This window comes from Candidatus Nitrosocosmicus oleophilus (assembly GCF_000802205.1).
Lineage (GTDB): Archaea > Thermoproteota > Nitrososphaeria > Nitrososphaerales > Nitrososphaeraceae > Nitrosocosmicus > Nitrosocosmicus oleophilus.
The window spans coordinates 263,685-279,301 of the sequence record NZ_CP012850.1; the positions used below are offsets into that span (position 1 = coordinate 263,685).

Consider the following 15,617-nt stretch of genomic DNA (forward strand, 5'->3'; position numbering starts at 1 on the left):
TGTGGGGATACGATTCAAGGTTGAATACAATCTACACACTAAAAATATAAAACTCAATATTATAAAGACTATTTCCCACTCCTGAAATCAAGTGTTAGTTTTCAGATATTCAAACGACAGTTTTACTTGTTTAATAAATTATTCAATTGGCAAAGTTATCCTATACTAACAATGTCAATCAATTTTCTAGAAAAGGGAATCAAAAAAGTCAATAAATGGATTTAATAATTTTTCATTTTCAGATGGGGCTACCGAATGAGGTATTGCCAAATCAAATGAACTTACAGTAAACGGGGTAGTATTCTTATATATCTGCAAAATTATTCTATGTTCGCCATCATCTGGAAAAATATAATCAACTGAAAAGTGACCCCCAGATATGGGAATTGATTTATTTTCGAACTTATACAATCTCCCATCATGATCTGTTAGAGTAACCTTTGTATTTAGATTATTAACTAGTGTAGAATCATTAAGGTTTCTTACCTCAAAGGTTAGTCTAGTAACTTGATCGATAATTGGCACTTGCGGTTCAAGTCTAAGACTTATGTTCAAATTATCTCGTTCACTTATCCAATAATTATTCTTGACAACTGACGTATTTGCAATTAAAGAAAAGGCTTGACAAGGATGATTAAATAAGACAATGATAAACAGTATAGATAAGATCTTTACGAAGCCAACCGGTATCCCCACTGGTGAAGGTAGATTCAAAAAATATACAGAAACATTATACTTATCTTACTAATAAAACATTATTTTGTTAATAGCCTAAATGGATAATTCTTTAAATGAGTTCCATCCATATGGAGAATATATTTAGAACTAAAATCCTTTCTACCTTCGTCAGGCTTGCACATTACCATATAACAGAACAGTGAGTTTGGGCGCGTGGGGATACGGTTCAATGTTGAATCCAATCACAGCATCCAATATTGTAGGAATTGAATTTTCATTAGATGTAAAATGAAGTAGGAGAAAGTCATCTCCAGTCATTAATTCGAGTCGTAAAGTACATCTCAGATTTTATTCCCAAATGGAAATGGGTAATGTTAATAAACAATCCTGACAGTTAACTGAATGGTGAGGAAATCTTATTTCACCTAATATTTATGGCCAATTAATGAATGCGAGAGAAGCAGCAGAGACTATTTCACAAAGTGAATATGGACTGCATTGTTTACTTATTTATCGTGATCTGGATATCCTAAGAGAATTTTATTCGAATTATGTTCAAAAACAAATCATGGATAATGAAATGATTCAAATCATGCCATTCTATGAAACAGAGAATTCTGTTAGGGAAACACTGTCTAATAATTGGTCCGCTGATCTCGATTTGCTCAAAAAGGAGGAAAAATCATTGATCATCGTCGACTCTCTAAAAGGATATCTTCATCATGATAATATCGAATCTATTTGGAAAAATATGGAAGAAACGGTCATCTATGCTGAAAAAATAGGTAAAAAGGGAATTTCTGTATTAGGAGATGCGGGTGCATTTCTCTTTAAACATAAAATGCAAAGTCTCTTGGATTATGAATCTTATCTACCCGTAAAATTTGACATCAATCTAAAGGGCATTTGCATGTATCATCAAAAAGATTTTAATAAAATATCAGAAGACTTTCAACAAAAAATAGTAGACAGTCATGCAATGACTATAATGATGTAGGCAAAGTTAACCATTACCTTCTTTTTATCTTTATTATTCTATATCGAGTCCATTTAATGATTCATTGATCATTTGTTTTAAATCGGAGAAACGAATGGGTTTTTGAAGTAGTCTATCTATTCTTGTCTTTTTAAAATCCTCGTTATCTTTCAAATCTTGAATCTCAAAAGCTGTCATCAGAAGAATTTTTACCTTGCTATTAATCTGTCTTATCTCCTTTGCAAGATCTATTCCGCATATGCTGGGCATTCTAAGGTCTGTTATTATCAATGAATGTTTGTCCTCTGTTGCTTTAAAATATTCGAGAGCCAATACTGGGTCGGTAAAAGAGACCACATCATAACCTTGATTTTCTAAAAAAGTTTTGAAAAGGGTTGCAAGTTCTACTTCGTCATCTACTACAACTATTGAATGGGTAAATGACGTTGACAATAGATATTGATTTTTTTTGAAAATATTTAACCTTATCTAACTAAGTTCGATAAAATACATGGGAGGAAAATCCATTTAGATTAAAATCAAAATGTCGTTAAAAATCATACTTTCTATGGTCTTGGACCCCCAATGTTAATAAGTTTTGTTTATAAGCAAACATACTGTAGATATAATATTGTACCATTAAGTCAACAAAATAATAAAGAAATCCGTCATAATAAAAAAATGAGTCTTATACAAAAAGATAGATTAAATATTCAAAAAAATACACCAAATTGCAAGAATAGTGGATCCTGATGACAGAGCAACTAGGTATACTATCCCCTGGATAATTAAATGGCTCAAGACGATGGAATCAGTAGAAAAGATGAAATAGGTTCGTTTATGAAAATTACCAGCAAAAATATCATGAGTTGAGGCATATTTTCTATTCAAGGTTGAATACAACCTATGATCAATTTGGCGCAAGCGTTTGGAGAGGTTTAATTCTGATAATTATAACATCATTACTCAATAGGATATCATTTAGTTTGGGCGCGTGGGGATTAAGTTCCCAGTGGTAGTGGGATTCTAGTACAAATGGACTTAAATCTATAACTACTACTAAATTCTCGTAGAGCATAACATTCGGACCAACAAAGTCAACAAATATTCCTACAATCTAACCAGCAAATGAAAAAGATTGACAGGATTATACAATATTTACCTTTCCAGGTCCAGATAGGTAGAATTAATTATCATAAGGATTCCCATTGAGAATCAATTACAGGCTTTAACATATTTCAAATACATACTCTATTAAGGAAATTCACTAATCCCCTCTACTGCGTTTACAATTACATAAATAAATGTTATATCACCAGTTATTCTGTAGATATCTGGGGCAAATATCAAACATGCTGCGAGGAACAGCGCTGGAACAGTATCAGGATTTTTTACTGCCTGAAGACAAGAGTCCAGTGTAGGGGAATCTATAACTGAGTTAGAGTTACCCAAAGATATTTGAGCGAAGTTAGAATCTGAAACAACAAAAGTGAATAGTAATATCAAAGAAAAGGAAATTGCCAATGGTCCTTTAACATAAGAATGATTAATAGAAACCATACTTACAATATCAGAGATTTCTATATCCATAGTTTGATTCATTATTATGCGAACCAAAAAGGGAAAAGAGATCACGTATCAAAATAGAGTAAAAAATGACAAAAAAATATCCATTAAAGTTTCATGAAAAACTTTACACTTTACAACTAGAAGCAGAAACGATCAGGCAAAAAATAATCGTGATCATATTACAACTAGAACATTTATTTTAGTGTCATTTTCTTGATGTCTTGAGAGATTCCACTATACTAACGGGAAAATGACGAAACCCGTGATAGTTTGATTGTTACTTCGAATGATATCATTTAGTTTGGGCGCGTGGGGATTAAGTTCCCCGTGGTAGTAGGGTTCCAATACAACTTAATTATATCCATAAAAGCAGATTGGACAAGGATTTAAAAAACTATCATTTATTGAAGTTGCTTTAATATAAGATTTGAAACTACAGAGATAGAGTGCAAACACAATTTTGTAATTGCAGGCATTGGATCTTGGTATTGAGATCTGTTGGCGCATCTCAAGACCTTTATTGGCTTACGCCAAAACCTGCATCCTTTTGCAAAGGGAGTATACATATATGTGAAGTTATAATAAATCATTTTCTAAAGCGGAATTTTTTACCTTTGTTTTTGCAATTGTTTTTTTATCCTTTAATATTGGTGACAATTTAAAGATATAGTTTAATACTTTCGTTCTGACATAAAATATATCATTCCTGAACAATATTCGAACAAAATAGAAAATTACTTGTTATTAATGGATCGTTAATATAGTTCCATTATTTATTAATTTTTTAGTATACTTGTTGTCTACTACCTCATCACTACATTCTTTGGTTTTCATTGTATTACAATCATTGTTTGATCCATTGCAGATACATTTTTTGATCGTATCAAAGCACTGGGATCCTTATCTATGGTAACGATAGCAAGGCTCTTGACAGACCCAATCACGAAAGCAGCATTTAAAAATTCTGCTATTGTTTCTAAGGCGGTTGTGAATTTTCTAAATTCCTCAGGGCTTAATTTTTATTCATATATTTAGTAGCATAGAAAAAATATATCTGATTTGCTAGCTACGTACAATATCCTAATTTTTAACAGTTCTAGAATTAAATTGTAAAGTTGGAAAATAATAATAATATAAGAATGCTATAGGGCTACTCCATCGGATAGGATTTAAGATTTTGGTATAATCTATTACTAATGATTTTTCAGTTATTCATTAAAGCAAATTGCTTTGCTGCATGATCACCTTTTCCGCTTTTTTCCAATCATTTCTAACTTAAACAGTTGATTGATGGGTAAGATTTAACCCAATTCGTAAAAAGCATGATATATTATAACTATTATTCGAATCGTGCAACAAAGCAAAGCAAATAATAAATGATAAATGCGAGTAGGGATGGAGAGGGATTAATATCGCTATCGCTATTGGTGTAGAACAGATGTTCGACAAATGTTTTGATTTTACCCACTAAAATGTTTTAATATTACAAGAATCACTTTATTCATCTTGAAAGTCGGTATCTCACTACCACAAGCTGGTTCACAGGCAACAAAAGAGAATATGATACATATGGCACAAGTTGCAGAAAGAGAAGGTTTTGATTCGATATGGACATTTGAAAGACTCCTTTGGCCGATTAACCCTCAAACTCCCTACCCTGCAACTCCAGACGGAAGCCTTCCTCAAGAATATCAGATAATGCTTGATCCTTTAGAGACACTCTCATTTTTAGCTGCAAATACCAATAAAATTTTCTTGGGCACATCGGTATTAGATATGCTATTTCATAATCCTGTAATTTTAGCGAGAAGACTTGCTACGCTGGATGTGTTTTCTGAAGGTAGAGTCATTTCTGGACTAGGTATCGGTTGGTCCAAAGATGAATTCCAAGCTTCTAATATCCCATTTAATAATAGGGGAAAAAGAGCCGATGAATACGTCAAGATGCTAAAAAGGATATGGATGGATGAAAATGTTGAATTTCAAGGACAGTATTATAATATACCCAAATCAAAGATCGGACCGAAACCGGTACAAAAGCCACATGTTCCTATCTATCTTGGCGGTTTTAGCCCCAATGCAATAAAAAGAATAGTTGAAAATGATTTAAATGGTTGGCTTGGCATTATTGGAGGTATTGCACCATTTGGTTATGTTCAAAGTGTTGTGAATAACTTTAGGAATGAAATAAATAAGACTAACAAAGATTCTGCTAATTTTAAAGTTATTCTCCTAGCTTATCCATATCTTAAAGATAGTGCTGTTAATTCTGATAATAGTGCTGATAGACCTACTTTGACAGGAACAATTGATGAAATTGGTGACGATATAAGGAAAATAAAAGACTTGGATGTGGATCATATAATATTTGCTTACAACTTTTCACCTATTGGGAAAGATATAGATAAAATGATTGACCTCACAAAACAATTTTCAAAATTTGCCAGGTAGGTAAACTTAATCAAAAGAAAAAATCATTTGTTCTTCCAAAATATTATTTTTTGTGGTTTAACTATTATACAATGATGACCAATTCCTACTTTTTGGTATTGAGTATATTTTTGATATAGTAATTTATGCCCCTCTTTTAATAAAGGAATTTTATTGTTATAATCATCATATTTACAGCATTCACCGTTTTCTTCTACATCTTTTTCTCCAATTAGATATGCTTTACCTTGAATCATTACAAAAACTAATTTGCTCCAATTCTCATTATATTCATCTATGAGTAATGCAACATTGGGGTAATGTTGAATGTTTTTAACTCTTTTTAGTTTTTCAACAGTTTCTTTTTTTCTTTTTTCATCTAAAGGTATAAAATAATGATGGCCATCAAATGCAAAAACGACAGGTACTATATGAGGTATCTTTTTCTCATAATCAATTGTTGAAAGTCTGGCAACTCTTGCTCTATTTATTATTTCTCGAATAAGAAGATTGTTTGATTGCATAAGTTATCATTCAACCTCATTATTGCCGTATTTCTATTTATATATGGGTTTGGATCAGAAAAAAGGGCGCTGTTAACTTAAGGATGAATCCTCTCCTTGTTATGATAATCTGCAAATAGATTTAACCAATTCCGGACGTGTTTTAGTTTACACTTCTTTATTCTATAGGAAAAGTAGTCATCAAAACATTCGGTCCTGTCCTTAATGTACTGCATAGTTCTTTCGATAAGGCTTTTCTCCAAAGAGGAGAATGAATATGATGATCCATTTTGAGAAACTCACAGGCTTGAGGATACCATGTACCGCCATCGGTGGAAATAGGATGATTTCCATATTATCTAACAACACCTGACAGAAAGCGCTCGACAATGAGCATGTTTCTCTTTTGAGTTATATCTTGTGCGAGAATTTGACCGTTTTCTGGCTCAATAGATACCCATAGCCAGATGTATTCGGGTCCAACCTGTAATATGGTTTCATCTACAATGTATTCTGAAATCTTATTTCTCCTTGTTGATGATATCCTTCGATGACGAAATTTCTGAATCCATTTCCAAATTGATACATGACTTCTCTTGACCTTGCGAAAACAAAACATTGCTTTAGCAACATTTCATGTTGACCAAACCGATAGTACAACAGATATCTGATGAATATTTGAAGGACTAACAAAACTAATGGTATGATGACTTTCTCACTGGTTCCCTCTAAAAATGGGCCTATGGCGATGAGTAGGGTTGATATGAATATGACAATGGGTATGGGAATGAAGTGATCTTATTTTTTTTAAATTGAAAAGAACATAAGCGTAAGCAAGCAAACAACATTAACATCCTTTCCTGTACTTGTTAATGCAAATAAAGTGGAGTTCTAGTTGAGTATTCAATATCCATGATTACTCGTAGATAGAAGAATGATTTCTTTGCGAAGGATTACTGAATTTTAGACCTTTAGAAGACTTTGCCATATCTTGATTAGTCAACACCTTTTTCTTCTTGTATATTTCATCCAAATTTTCTGTTGTGGTTTTTTCATTAATTTCTATCTCGCCTAGATACTTTTTTGATTGTAAGACAGAAGGAGGCTCTGATTTGTTTAAGAATGTATAACTATCATTATTTGCTTTATCTTTTATTATTCTATTTTTGTTTTTGTTTTTCATACCATTTTCACTTTATTGTTGAACATGTTGTTAAATTCCTTTTGTATTTTTTCATTTAGTATTATTTGGTAGTCGATCAAGAGCATAACAAAAACATCGGGGTATCGATTAATTAATAATCATAACGTATGAAACCTTATGTCAAATATATTAAACAATATCAACCTTGACAAAATACAAGAAACATTACAAAAGGGACAAAAAGATGATCAATTTTTAAAGAAACCTGTTAAACTAGAGGGAGAATGGAATTTTGATGTTCAAAAAGGATATCAATTCAAAACAGAACTGGCGTATGAGAATGGAAAGCAAATAATTGAAATTGATTCACCATCATTTTTAGGAGGAAGTGGTAATAGGTTAGGTCCAATGGGGTACTGCGTTGCAGGAATAACTTCATGTTTTATAACCACATTCATGACTATTCTATCAAAACAAGGTATTAGACTTGGAAAAATGCGTATAAATGCAGAATGTAACATAAATTTTGCCAAAACATTTGATATTTCAGAAGAGCCTATCACTGAAGGAATAAATTTTGAAATTGATGCGGATAGCATTGATAATACAACTACCCTAGATAGGCAACAGCTTAGACATCTGATAACCATGGCTGAAGAAAGATTTCCAGCTATTTACAGTATGAGCCATATAATTAAAGTAAATGCTAAATTGAAATAAAATAGGACTATAGCAATTTTTCCCAAGAATGGCGAATGACGATTAAGTCCTATTTATTTTAAAAACTTATGGTAACCGAATTGTCTGTGATAATTGACTGGCATTCTACTCTCAGTGTGTCTCTAATTACAGTTTCTAAATATGTTTTCAAGAATATTGATCCTTTTTTGCCTAATTCATGTCGTATGCTAAATTTGTTTACTTTACTTTCTGTAACCTGGTGATCGTATTGTCCATATCCACAATGTTCAAAAAACATTTTAATAAAGCCAATCACATGGGAATGATCAATTTCTTTCCATTTGAAAAGAATGAACTCCCTAGGTGCTTTTGTGGCGATATCTATTGCAAGTGTATTTATTTTGTCATTATCTAGGCTATCCAATAGCAATTTGAATGCTTTACGGCTTAGAATTATTGTTCCAAATCTTCTTACATATTTATTCCAGTCAACATATTCTCCAAATATCTGATTTACAAGTGTATTCATACTAACTTTCTTTTCTTCTGCTTCTGCTCTCAATGCTTCATCATATTCTGTGTTTATTCTAAAGGATACTGTAGAGGTTTTTTTCCCTTTCTGGCGGTACATTTAGTATTAATCCATTTTATTACGAGTATACTTGCAAATAAGTACGATGTGAACGTCTGATAGAAATATTGTTTTCACTAATTTTATTTATACATATATGAATAGAAATAAACTATTAGAAAATAGCAATCTCTCTATAACTTCTGATGAATTAAAATCAAAACTTGATAGTAGAGTTCCACTACTGCTATTTGATATAAGAGACTCAAAGACCTTTGAAAAACGCCATATTCCCGGCTCTGCGTGTGCGGTCTGTAATGAGGAAACCAAAAGGACCATTATGCCTAGATTACCAAAAGACATGGAGATCGTTTTAGTCGGAGAACAAACACCAGATGATTCAGAAGAAAACTATACAAAACAAATGGCAGAAATGATGAGGCAAATAGGACTAAATTCAAGATATTTAGAAGGTGGTATTTCATCATGGAAGTGGGAGTTCAATGAATCTATAGATGGAGACATATCTCCAAATGACTTGAAGAAATTAATTGATTCAGAAAAAACCAAAGAAAATCTGTTTCTTCTTGACGTGAGGGAGCCTGATGAATTTAGTCAATGGAGTATAGATGGTAGTAAGAACATTCCTCTAGGCAAAATGTCCGATCCAGAATCCTTAGCTATGATCCCAAATGACAAAAAAATAGTAACAATTTGTCCCCATGGAAATAGGTCTACTATTGGAAAATATATTCTTGAAAGATACGGTTACAATGTAAGCTCATTAGAGGGAGGATTAAAGGCATGGAGTTTTTCATTTGAAATCGCGACAACTGAATATAACATAGATGATTTACCTACAAAGATAAGATTATTTCAAATTAGAAGAATTGGTAAAGGATGTATGTCGTATCTGATAGATTCAGGTGGTCAGTCTGTGATAATCGACCCCGTCTATCCTATTAATGAATATTTAGATAAAGCTTCTGAAATAGGAACAAAGATTATCAAAATAATCGATACTCACCAACATGCGGATCATGTCTCGGCTGCAAACTCACTAGCAAAGGTAACTGGCGCCCAATATCTCCAGAGCAGCTATGAAAGTTATTCTAAAGAAGCAATTAGCACTAACCGCGTAAAAGATGGTGATATCATATCTGTAGGCAAAATCAAACTAAAGGCAATCCACACTCCAGGTCATACCTTGGGAAGCATCTCATTTTTGATTGAAGGCGACATCAATAGCGTAGACGGCCAAGAAAAATTTACGAGATTACTATTTACTGGTGATACTTTATTTGTAAATGGTGTCGGAAGACCAGATTTGAGAGATAAGGCCAAAGAATTCTCAGAGAATTTGTATAATACTTTACATCAAAAGATTATGATCCTACCAAGTGACACGGTGATACTGCCCTCTCATTTTGACAAAGATGTCAAGGCAAACGAACTTTTATCTTCTACATTAGGTAGACTAAAGGAAAAGGGCATATTTTTGAATCAAAAATTGACCCGGGAACAATTCATACAGAACCTGTCTGCTAAAGTAATGGCAGCTCCGCCTAATTATTTGGAAATCATATCTATTAACAAGGGTGAAAAACCATATCCATCATCATTTGAAATCCTTGAATTGGAAATAGGTCCAAACAGATGTAGTGTTACCTCCTAGTGGGATAATTTAATTCTAGAATGTCAAACTTATTTTTTTATAATACTGCAAGTGGGAAATAGACTAGTAGATGATAGCAGAGGTATTTTTCTGGCCTATATATTTTTTATATTTCATTCTTGAAATGATTTGTGTAGACCTTGAAAGCCTATTGCTACAAAACCTTTTGCAAGTAATTTCGTTTTCCCAAATAATTTCGGCTGATCTCATTTATTACTCTTTTCTTATATTTCTAGTAACTGCCATTGGAATGCTGATTGGACTTTCTCTTGGATTGATTGGCGGAGGGGGCTCTATATTAGCAGTACCATTATTAGTTTATGTGATAGGGTTGGAACCTCATGTCGCAATAGGAACTTCTGCTCTTGTGGTTGGTATCAATGCGCTAATTAGCTTTTTTGATCACAAAAAAAAGGGCCATGTATTATTGAATAAAAGTTTACTATTTGCTATTCCTGGAGTAGTGGGAACCCTAATTGGATCTTATCTGGGTTTACTAACGCCTGCAAGTAGCCTCTTAATTTTATTTGCATTATTCATGATCTCCATAGCTATCAACTTACTAATACAAAAGAAAGACAAGAAAAATGACAAAGATGTTATTGATGATTATTTACAAGAAAGAACCGAAGACAACAAGGCAGACCAAAAAACAAGAGGTCAACTTAAGACCGAAACTAATTCAGGCACTAATAAAAGGTACACGCATCTAAAAGTTGCAATGATGGGAACTCTGGTAGGGTTGGCGGCAGGATATTTTGGAATCGGAGGAGGCTTTTTAATGGTTCCATCACTAATGTATCTGGATATAAATATTGTAAATTCAATTGGAACGTCGCTATTGCCTGTAAGTTTTTTTGGTCTCACTACTGCAGCTAGTTATTCGCTTTCAGGTCAGATCAATTTCTTTATAGCCATACTGTTAATCTGTGGCGGTATTGTGGGTGGAAAAGTTGGAATGGCCTTATCATCAAGGGCGTCCAAAACGCTATTAACAAAAATCTTTTCAATATTGCTAATTACTGTTGCTATATACATAATAATAAAAACAATAATGTGGTGACCGTTATTCCATTCTATACTGTAATTAATTGCTTGCGATAGAAGAACAAATCCTCAAATCCTTGGTTGCTAGCAATTGGGAAAATGAAATAAGAGGAATACAATTTATGAGTGGAATCGACAGTATGTCAACTATGAAAAGTGGGTATCTAAAAGGCCGCTTAATTTAAAAAACGGTAAAATGAAGACAAAGTTCTTCATTATTGCACGTCCTCGTAGAATGACCTAAACTTTTATGCGCATAAAGATAGAAGAAATAACTCTAATATTGCGACAAGATAGGAATGTAACAAAATTACTAAAACAGGCAGGTAATGGCTATAGTGCATTGACAAGGATATAGTATTTGTAAATAGTGGCGGTGATTATGGTTTAGCGTGAGACAGCTTTGTCAAATCACTAGGAAAAAAATACGCCCGGATTTGCTAGTTATTAGATAAGCAGATATATCAAAATTCTATTCAAAATAGATTCCTAGATAAATTAAGAAATTAACAGAGTTATCTTAAGAAACAATAAATCATTTTTGATTTTTTCTAAACTATTATTGTGTCCTTACTCCTTGGATGGTTGTGTTTGGCAATCTTATATATTTTGACTTTCACCTTGAATCAGAATGTTCAGTTTTAAAAACAATGAACGGGCAAGAAAGGGTACAACTATACTAACTGTTTTTGCAATAATTTTATCCATAGTTCTAATTGCACCTTTAGTTGAAAATTCATACTCTATCCAACACGAGCAAAAGATGATGCAAAACAGAACACATCAAATGCTACAGAATCAGACCGATAATCCACTTATGTTACGAGAGCAAAAGATGATGCAAAACAGAACACATCAAATGTCACCTCAGTAACAGATTAAATTATTTATTTTTTTACTGCTTTCATTCCTGGAATTATTTAGTTATGGATGAATTGAGATCCCCTGTTTGAATTACTTTTCCATCTCAATTCCCTTCTTCGGTATATCAAATATTATTAAATCTAAAAGCAGGTTGTATCTCCCTAATAAAGCGCCATTTCATTTGTTACCAGTAACAACTTTTGTCAATACGTACGGGATACATATGCAAATGTATATACGATTTGACGACTAAACACAACATCTACCCCACGGTTTAAACGTTAACTTTCCATCTTCACAAATTTAGGTCGTTTCATTACTACATCTTAAAGTTGTCATCCAAATCGTTGAGAACTTTGTGTCCACTTGTATTGAGGCTTTGTATTTGCTTACGAGTATAATATAGTATAACAAAACAAAATTGCAATTATTCTAATTGCAGTGCCTTTAGCATCTATGTCAATAATCTTCTATTATTTTAATAGCAAATCTTGTAGCAATCCTTAGTATTGTCGTTTTGTTATGTGATACGACTACCAACGCCACTGCTCAGAATACTACCAATGCAACTGCTCAGAATACTACCAATACCCATTCTACAAGCACATGTAAGGTTCAAGTTTCAATTGTACCTGGTGCATCTACTTTGATTGATGACGCTTATAGTCCCAATCCAGTAGAGGTTATAATGGGTCAAACAGTTGTTTGGACAAATGATGATACAGCATTTCATACCGTAACTTCTGGACTAATTGGCGCAGATGATGCTGGAAAGGAATTTGATTCTGGGTTAGCAGGTGCAACCGCTTTAATTAACAAGGGAAAGACTTTTGAACATACGTTTGATACTGCAGGAAAATTTCCATACTTTTGCACCTTACATCCAGCAATGGTTGGCATGGTAATAATGAAGTAACGTAAATCCCATCTCTTTTTTGATCAATATTCTTATAACCTACAGCATAATTGTAATATTTTCAGAAATTAAGAAATATTGACATAGTTACGATGAATCATTTACTTTAAAATTATCGAACATAGGAATAAATCCAACCATCCAAATTAATAAACAAGTGTAAACCGATAGTTAAACCATGTTATTATCTACTGTTTAGTATAATCTTAAAGTCATGGTCTTAGAATAGAGAAGGGCAATAATCTTTAATATACCACCATAGTAATAGATTCATGTTAAAGAAAAAATACCTCTAGTTCTTTTTGGATTTCTTTTTCTTAGTTTCACAATATATTTTGGCTTGTCGTCAAATATCGTATTTGCACATCATATAATAGATGAAATCCCAGTATCTAGACCCATGGGAATGACGATAGATGAAGGGTTATTGTATGTTTCAAATTTTGGTAAATCTGGCGTATCCATAATTAATACAACTAACGATGAAATAGCAAATGTAATTAATTCATCATCTAAAGCAGGTATCATAGATGCCGTGTCTATACCTGATAAGATTTACCTTGCACCATTTAAGAGTGGAACGATAGAAGTATATGATAAAAAGACAGAAAACATTTCTAACATAATCAAACTGCCTGGTGCCATTTACTCGACTCCAACTCCTCTAGCCGACAGAGTACTAACAGCTGCGGAATTTGTAAGAGGAGTTTGGGCGATGAATTATAATCCTCAAAACAAGGTTTTATATGCTGCATATGCTGATGCAAATGAAATACTGGCGATTAATACTACAAATGACAAAATTATTGCAGAAATTCCAGTTGCAAATCATCCCATGGCTTTACAGGTTGATCCTCTTACGAATACACTTATCGTTGGAAGTCTTACTGGAAATAAACTTACTTTCATATCCACCGAAACTAATCAAATATTAGATGAAATCGAAACTGGGATTGGTCCATGGCATATTGCTATAGATAGTTTGTATCACAAGGCGTATGTTGCCAATAGGGGAAGCTATTTTGTATCAGTTGTTGATACTATAGGACATCAATTAATTGATAAAATACCTGTTTCTTCTCCAAGTCAAGCAGTCGCCGTTGAAGAAAAAGACCATGTTGTATATGTTACTCATGGAAACAGTCAGAACATCGATAAGATAAATGGACAAACCAATGAATATATATCGACAATTGATCTAAATATGATTCCACAGGATATAGTCGTTGACTCTGAAACTCAAAAACTATATGTTTCTACTAAAAGTAATGATAAGCTATTTGTTATAGGACCCGAATCCGTTTCATCTCCATTTGCGGTATTACCTTTTAGTCAACCATATCTAGTCTTGGGATTCATACAGGTTCATGGTCAAGATATTTATCCAACTTCTTTATTCTCACTTTCAAATAACACCTTGGGTTTAAGTGTCAACGCACCTGATGGTGGCAATATCGCATTTGATGTACCGAGATTACTACTAGATTCAAAAGACGGCACAAAGGATATCCCGTTTAAGATATTACTAGATGGGAAGCAATCAGAATATAGTGAAAATGTAGAGGTTGTTACAAATGGCAATACTTCAGATACTTTTAGAAGCTTAGACTTCCATGTGCCAGAAAGTACAAAGACAATATCCATTGTTGGCACTGAAAGCATCATATAACACTCTCTTTTTTTGCACATTACGGACTTCAAAATCGTATAACTAAGTTATGCGATAGTAGGGTCAACGATATCTAAAATCTACCTGGTATAAAAGAATTTAAAAATATATATTATATACGTATATACACATCATTAGGTTCTTATCTTCTTAGATTAAAAAAAGTTAATTGTTGTATGTTATTGGAAACAAATGGACTGACATTGAAGGAATTGAATAAATGGTTCCAGAACCTTCCAAAACAAGATGCGTTGTTGTAGAGTTTTTCCATCCTGAGTTAATCACACTGCCACCTGAAAGGTCCCCCCACCGCACAACCTGAGTTCAAATTCTTGTTGAATCAATTCTTGAAATTAGATGTTGAAACTTACTTTCCATATCTTCTCTTAAATTCTTAATTTCACTCTGATATTGTTCATTTAATTTTTTGATCTCTTCTTCTTTTCTAATAATTTTCCTTTTATAACATAATTATCTTGTTGATTTCTATCAGTTTGTTCTCTTATTTGGCTTTCGAGTTGATTTTTTGAGTCGATAATTAAAATATTCTGAACTTTTAGATAATCTTCTAACAATTCATTCTCTGTTACTCTATAATAGGAATCCGACAAAGCAGGAGATCTGACAAGATATCCATTACTTTTAATGAACGGCCTGTATTGGATGCTAGTACTATTCGAGTCACGGATTCTAATGGGAGTAGGATCGACAATAATGATCTCAAATTAGGAGATTCTGAAAAAGAACTTACAGTAGCTTTGAATGCATCCAAAGTAGTATCAGGTGATTATTTTGTAGAATGGTTCGTCTTTTGTAAGGATGATGGTTTGATTACTAAAGGCTCACATTCTTTTTCATATGCTTCTGACAGGAGCTAAAAAATGAATTTTAGTG

General features: G+C 32.9%; 17 protein-coding genes. 9 read left to right on the forward strand and 8 right to left on the reverse strand.

Features of this window, described 5'->3' with window-relative positions; translation table 11 throughout:
- Positions 1–186 precede the first annotated feature (186 nt).
- Positions 187–714, reverse strand: coding sequence for a hypothetical protein (locus NMY3_RS01330; protein ID WP_196817163.1), 528 nt, complete (start codon positions 712–714; stop codon positions 187–189).
- 409 nt (positions 715–1,123) lie between these two features.
- Between NMY3_RS01330 and NMY3_RS01335 the strand changes: the two genes are divergently transcribed.
- Complete coding sequence (locus tag NMY3_RS01335; RefSeq protein ID WP_196817164.1) at positions 1,124–1,675, forward strand: MEDS domain-containing protein; 552 nt, start codon at positions 1,124–1,126, stop codon at positions 1,673–1,675.
- Between the two features lie 33 nt (positions 1,676–1,708).
- On the opposite strand, the gene NMY3_RS01340 is transcribed toward NMY3_RS01335, so the two are convergent.
- The gene (locus tag NMY3_RS01340) at positions 1,709–2,107 is read right to left on the reverse strand and encodes a response regulator (RefSeq protein WP_196817165.1); all 399 of its coding nucleotides are present in this window, start codon (positions 2,105–2,107) and stop codon (positions 1,709–1,711) included.
- Positions 2,108–2,908: 801 nt separating this feature from the next.
- A complete protein-coding gene (locus NMY3_RS01345; RefSeq protein WP_196817166.1) occupies positions 2,909–3,244 on the reverse strand; it encodes a hypothetical protein in 336 nt (111 codons plus the stop codon).
- 1,485 nt (positions 3,245–4,729) lie between these two features.
- On the opposite strand from NMY3_RS01345, the gene NMY3_RS01350 reads away from it, so the two are divergent.
- The gene (locus NMY3_RS01350) at positions 4,730–5,674 is read left to right on the forward strand and encodes a TIGR03619 family F420-dependent LLM class oxidoreductase (protein ID WP_196817167.1); all 945 of its coding nucleotides are present in this window, start codon (positions 4,730–4,732) and stop codon (positions 5,672–5,674) included.
- A gap of 23 nt (positions 5,675–5,697) precedes the next feature.
- Here NMY3_RS01350 and NMY3_RS01355 read toward each other — a convergent pair whose 3' ends face one another.
- The 3 genes from NMY3_RS01355 to NMY3_RS01365 all read right to left on the reverse strand — a co-directional run bounded on the left by NMY3_RS01355 (position 5,698) and on the right by NMY3_RS01365 (position 7,339).
- Positions 5,698–6,177: a pyridoxamine 5'-phosphate oxidase family protein gene (locus NMY3_RS01355; RefSeq protein WP_196817168.1), complete on the reverse strand. Its 480-nt coding sequence runs from the start codon at positions 6,175–6,177 to the stop codon at positions 5,698–5,700.
- A gap of 334 nt (positions 6,178–6,511) precedes the next feature.
- A complete protein-coding gene (locus NMY3_RS01360; protein WP_196817169.1) occupies positions 6,512–6,775 on the reverse strand; it encodes a hypothetical protein in 264 nt (87 codons plus the stop codon).
- 297 nt (positions 6,776–7,072) lie between these two features.
- The gene (locus NMY3_RS01365) at positions 7,073–7,339 is read right to left on the reverse strand and encodes a hypothetical protein (RefSeq protein WP_196817170.1); all 267 of its coding nucleotides are present in this window, start codon (positions 7,337–7,339) and stop codon (positions 7,073–7,075) included.
- A 138-nt stretch (positions 7,340–7,477) separates the two neighbouring features.
- Here NMY3_RS01365 and NMY3_RS01370 point away from each other — a divergent pair, with 138 nt between their 5' ends.
- A complete protein-coding gene (locus NMY3_RS01370; protein ID WP_196817171.1) occupies positions 7,478–8,020 on the forward strand; it encodes an OsmC family protein in 543 nt (180 codons plus the stop codon).
- A gap of 58 nt (positions 8,021–8,078) precedes the next feature.
- Here the strand turns inward: NMY3_RS01370 and NMY3_RS01375 are convergent, their stop codons facing one another.
- Positions 8,079–8,612, reverse strand: coding sequence for a hypothetical protein (locus NMY3_RS01375; RefSeq protein WP_196817172.1), 534 nt, complete (start codon positions 8,610–8,612; stop codon positions 8,079–8,081).
- 97 nt (positions 8,613–8,709) lie between these two features.
- Between NMY3_RS01375 and NMY3_RS01380 the strand changes: the two genes are divergently transcribed.
- The 5 genes from NMY3_RS01380 to NMY3_RS01400 all read left to right on the forward strand — a co-directional run bounded on the left by NMY3_RS01380 (position 8,710) and on the right by NMY3_RS01400 (position 14,723).
- On the forward strand, positions 8,710–10,227 hold the full coding sequence (locus tag NMY3_RS01380; RefSeq protein ID WP_196817173.1) for a rhodanese-like domain-containing protein: 1,518 nt from the start codon (positions 8,710–8,712) through the stop codon (positions 10,225–10,227).
- A gap of 124 nt (positions 10,228–10,351) precedes the next feature.
- Entirely contained in the window at positions 10,352–11,290 is a 939-nt protein-coding gene (locus NMY3_RS01385; protein WP_196817174.1) for a sulfite exporter TauE/SafE family protein, read from the forward strand.
- Positions 11,291–11,905: 615 nt separating this feature from the next.
- A complete protein-coding gene (locus tag NMY3_RS01390) occupies positions 11,906–12,148 on the forward strand; it encodes a hypothetical protein (RefSeq protein WP_196817175.1) in 243 nt (80 codons plus the stop codon).
- Positions 12,149–12,655: 507 nt separating this feature from the next.
- On the forward strand, positions 12,656–13,054 hold the full coding sequence (locus NMY3_RS01395) for a cupredoxin domain-containing protein (protein ID WP_196817176.1): 399 nt from the start codon (positions 12,656–12,658) through the stop codon (positions 13,052–13,054).
- A 340-nt stretch (positions 13,055–13,394) separates the two neighbouring features.
- Positions 13,395–14,723, forward strand: a complete 1,329-nt coding sequence (locus NMY3_RS01400; RefSeq protein WP_196817177.1) for a hypothetical protein — start codon at positions 13,395–13,397, stop codon at positions 14,721–14,723.
- A 419-nt stretch (positions 14,724–15,142) separates the two neighbouring features.
- Here NMY3_RS01400 and NMY3_RS01405 read toward each other — a convergent pair whose 3' ends face one another.
- Entirely contained in the window at positions 15,143–15,298 is a 156-nt protein-coding gene (locus tag NMY3_RS01405; protein WP_196817178.1) for a hypothetical protein, read from the reverse strand.
- A 54-nt stretch (positions 15,299–15,352) separates the two neighbouring features.
- On the opposite strand from NMY3_RS01405, the gene NMY3_RS01410 reads away from it, so the two are divergent.
- A complete protein-coding gene (locus tag NMY3_RS01410; protein ID WP_257720043.1) occupies positions 15,353–15,601 on the forward strand; it encodes a copper resistance CopC family protein in 249 nt (82 codons plus the stop codon).
- The last annotated feature ends 16 nt before the right edge of the window (positions 15,602–15,617 follow it).

What these genes read in the sequence shown, in the direction of transcription:
- NMY3_RS01355 (WP_196817168.1), bottom strand. Translation starts at nt 6,177, where the DNA reads ATGCAATCAAACAATCTTCTTATTCGAGAAATAATAAATAGAGCAAGA.
- NMY3_RS01390 (WP_196817175.1), top strand. Translation starts at nt 11,906, where the DNA reads ATGTTCAGTTTTAAAAACAATGAACGGGCAAGAAAGGGTACAACTATA.
- NMY3_RS01380 (WP_196817173.1), top strand. Translation starts at nt 8,710, where the DNA reads ATGAATAGAAATAAACTATTAGAAAATAGCAATCTCTCTATAACTTCT.
- NMY3_RS01375 (WP_196817172.1), bottom strand. Translation starts at nt 8,612, where the DNA reads ATGTACCGCCAGAAAGGGAAAAAAACCTCTACAGTATCCTTTAGAATA.
- NMY3_RS01360 (WP_196817169.1), bottom strand. Translation starts at nt 6,775, where the DNA reads ATGTTTTGTTTTCGCAAGGTCAAGAGAAGTCATGTATCAATTTGGAAA.
- NMY3_RS01370 (WP_196817171.1), top strand. Translation starts at nt 7,478, where the DNA reads ATGTCAAATATATTAAACAATATCAACCTTGACAAAATACAAGAAACA.
- NMY3_RS01345 (WP_196817166.1), bottom strand. Translation starts at nt 3,244, where the DNA reads ATGGATATAGAAATCTCTGATATTGTAAGTATGGTTTCTATTAATCAT.
- NMY3_RS01335 (WP_196817164.1), top strand. Translation starts at nt 1,124, where the DNA reads ATGAATGCGAGAGAAGCAGCAGAGACTATTTCACAAAGTGAATATGGA.
- NMY3_RS01365 (WP_196817170.1), bottom strand. Translation starts at nt 7,339, where the DNA reads ATGAAAAACAAAAACAAAAATAGAATAATAAAAGATAAAGCAAATAAT.
- NMY3_RS01385 (WP_196817174.1), top strand. Translation starts at nt 10,352, where the DNA reads ATGATTTGTGTAGACCTTGAAAGCCTATTGCTACAAAACCTTTTGCAA.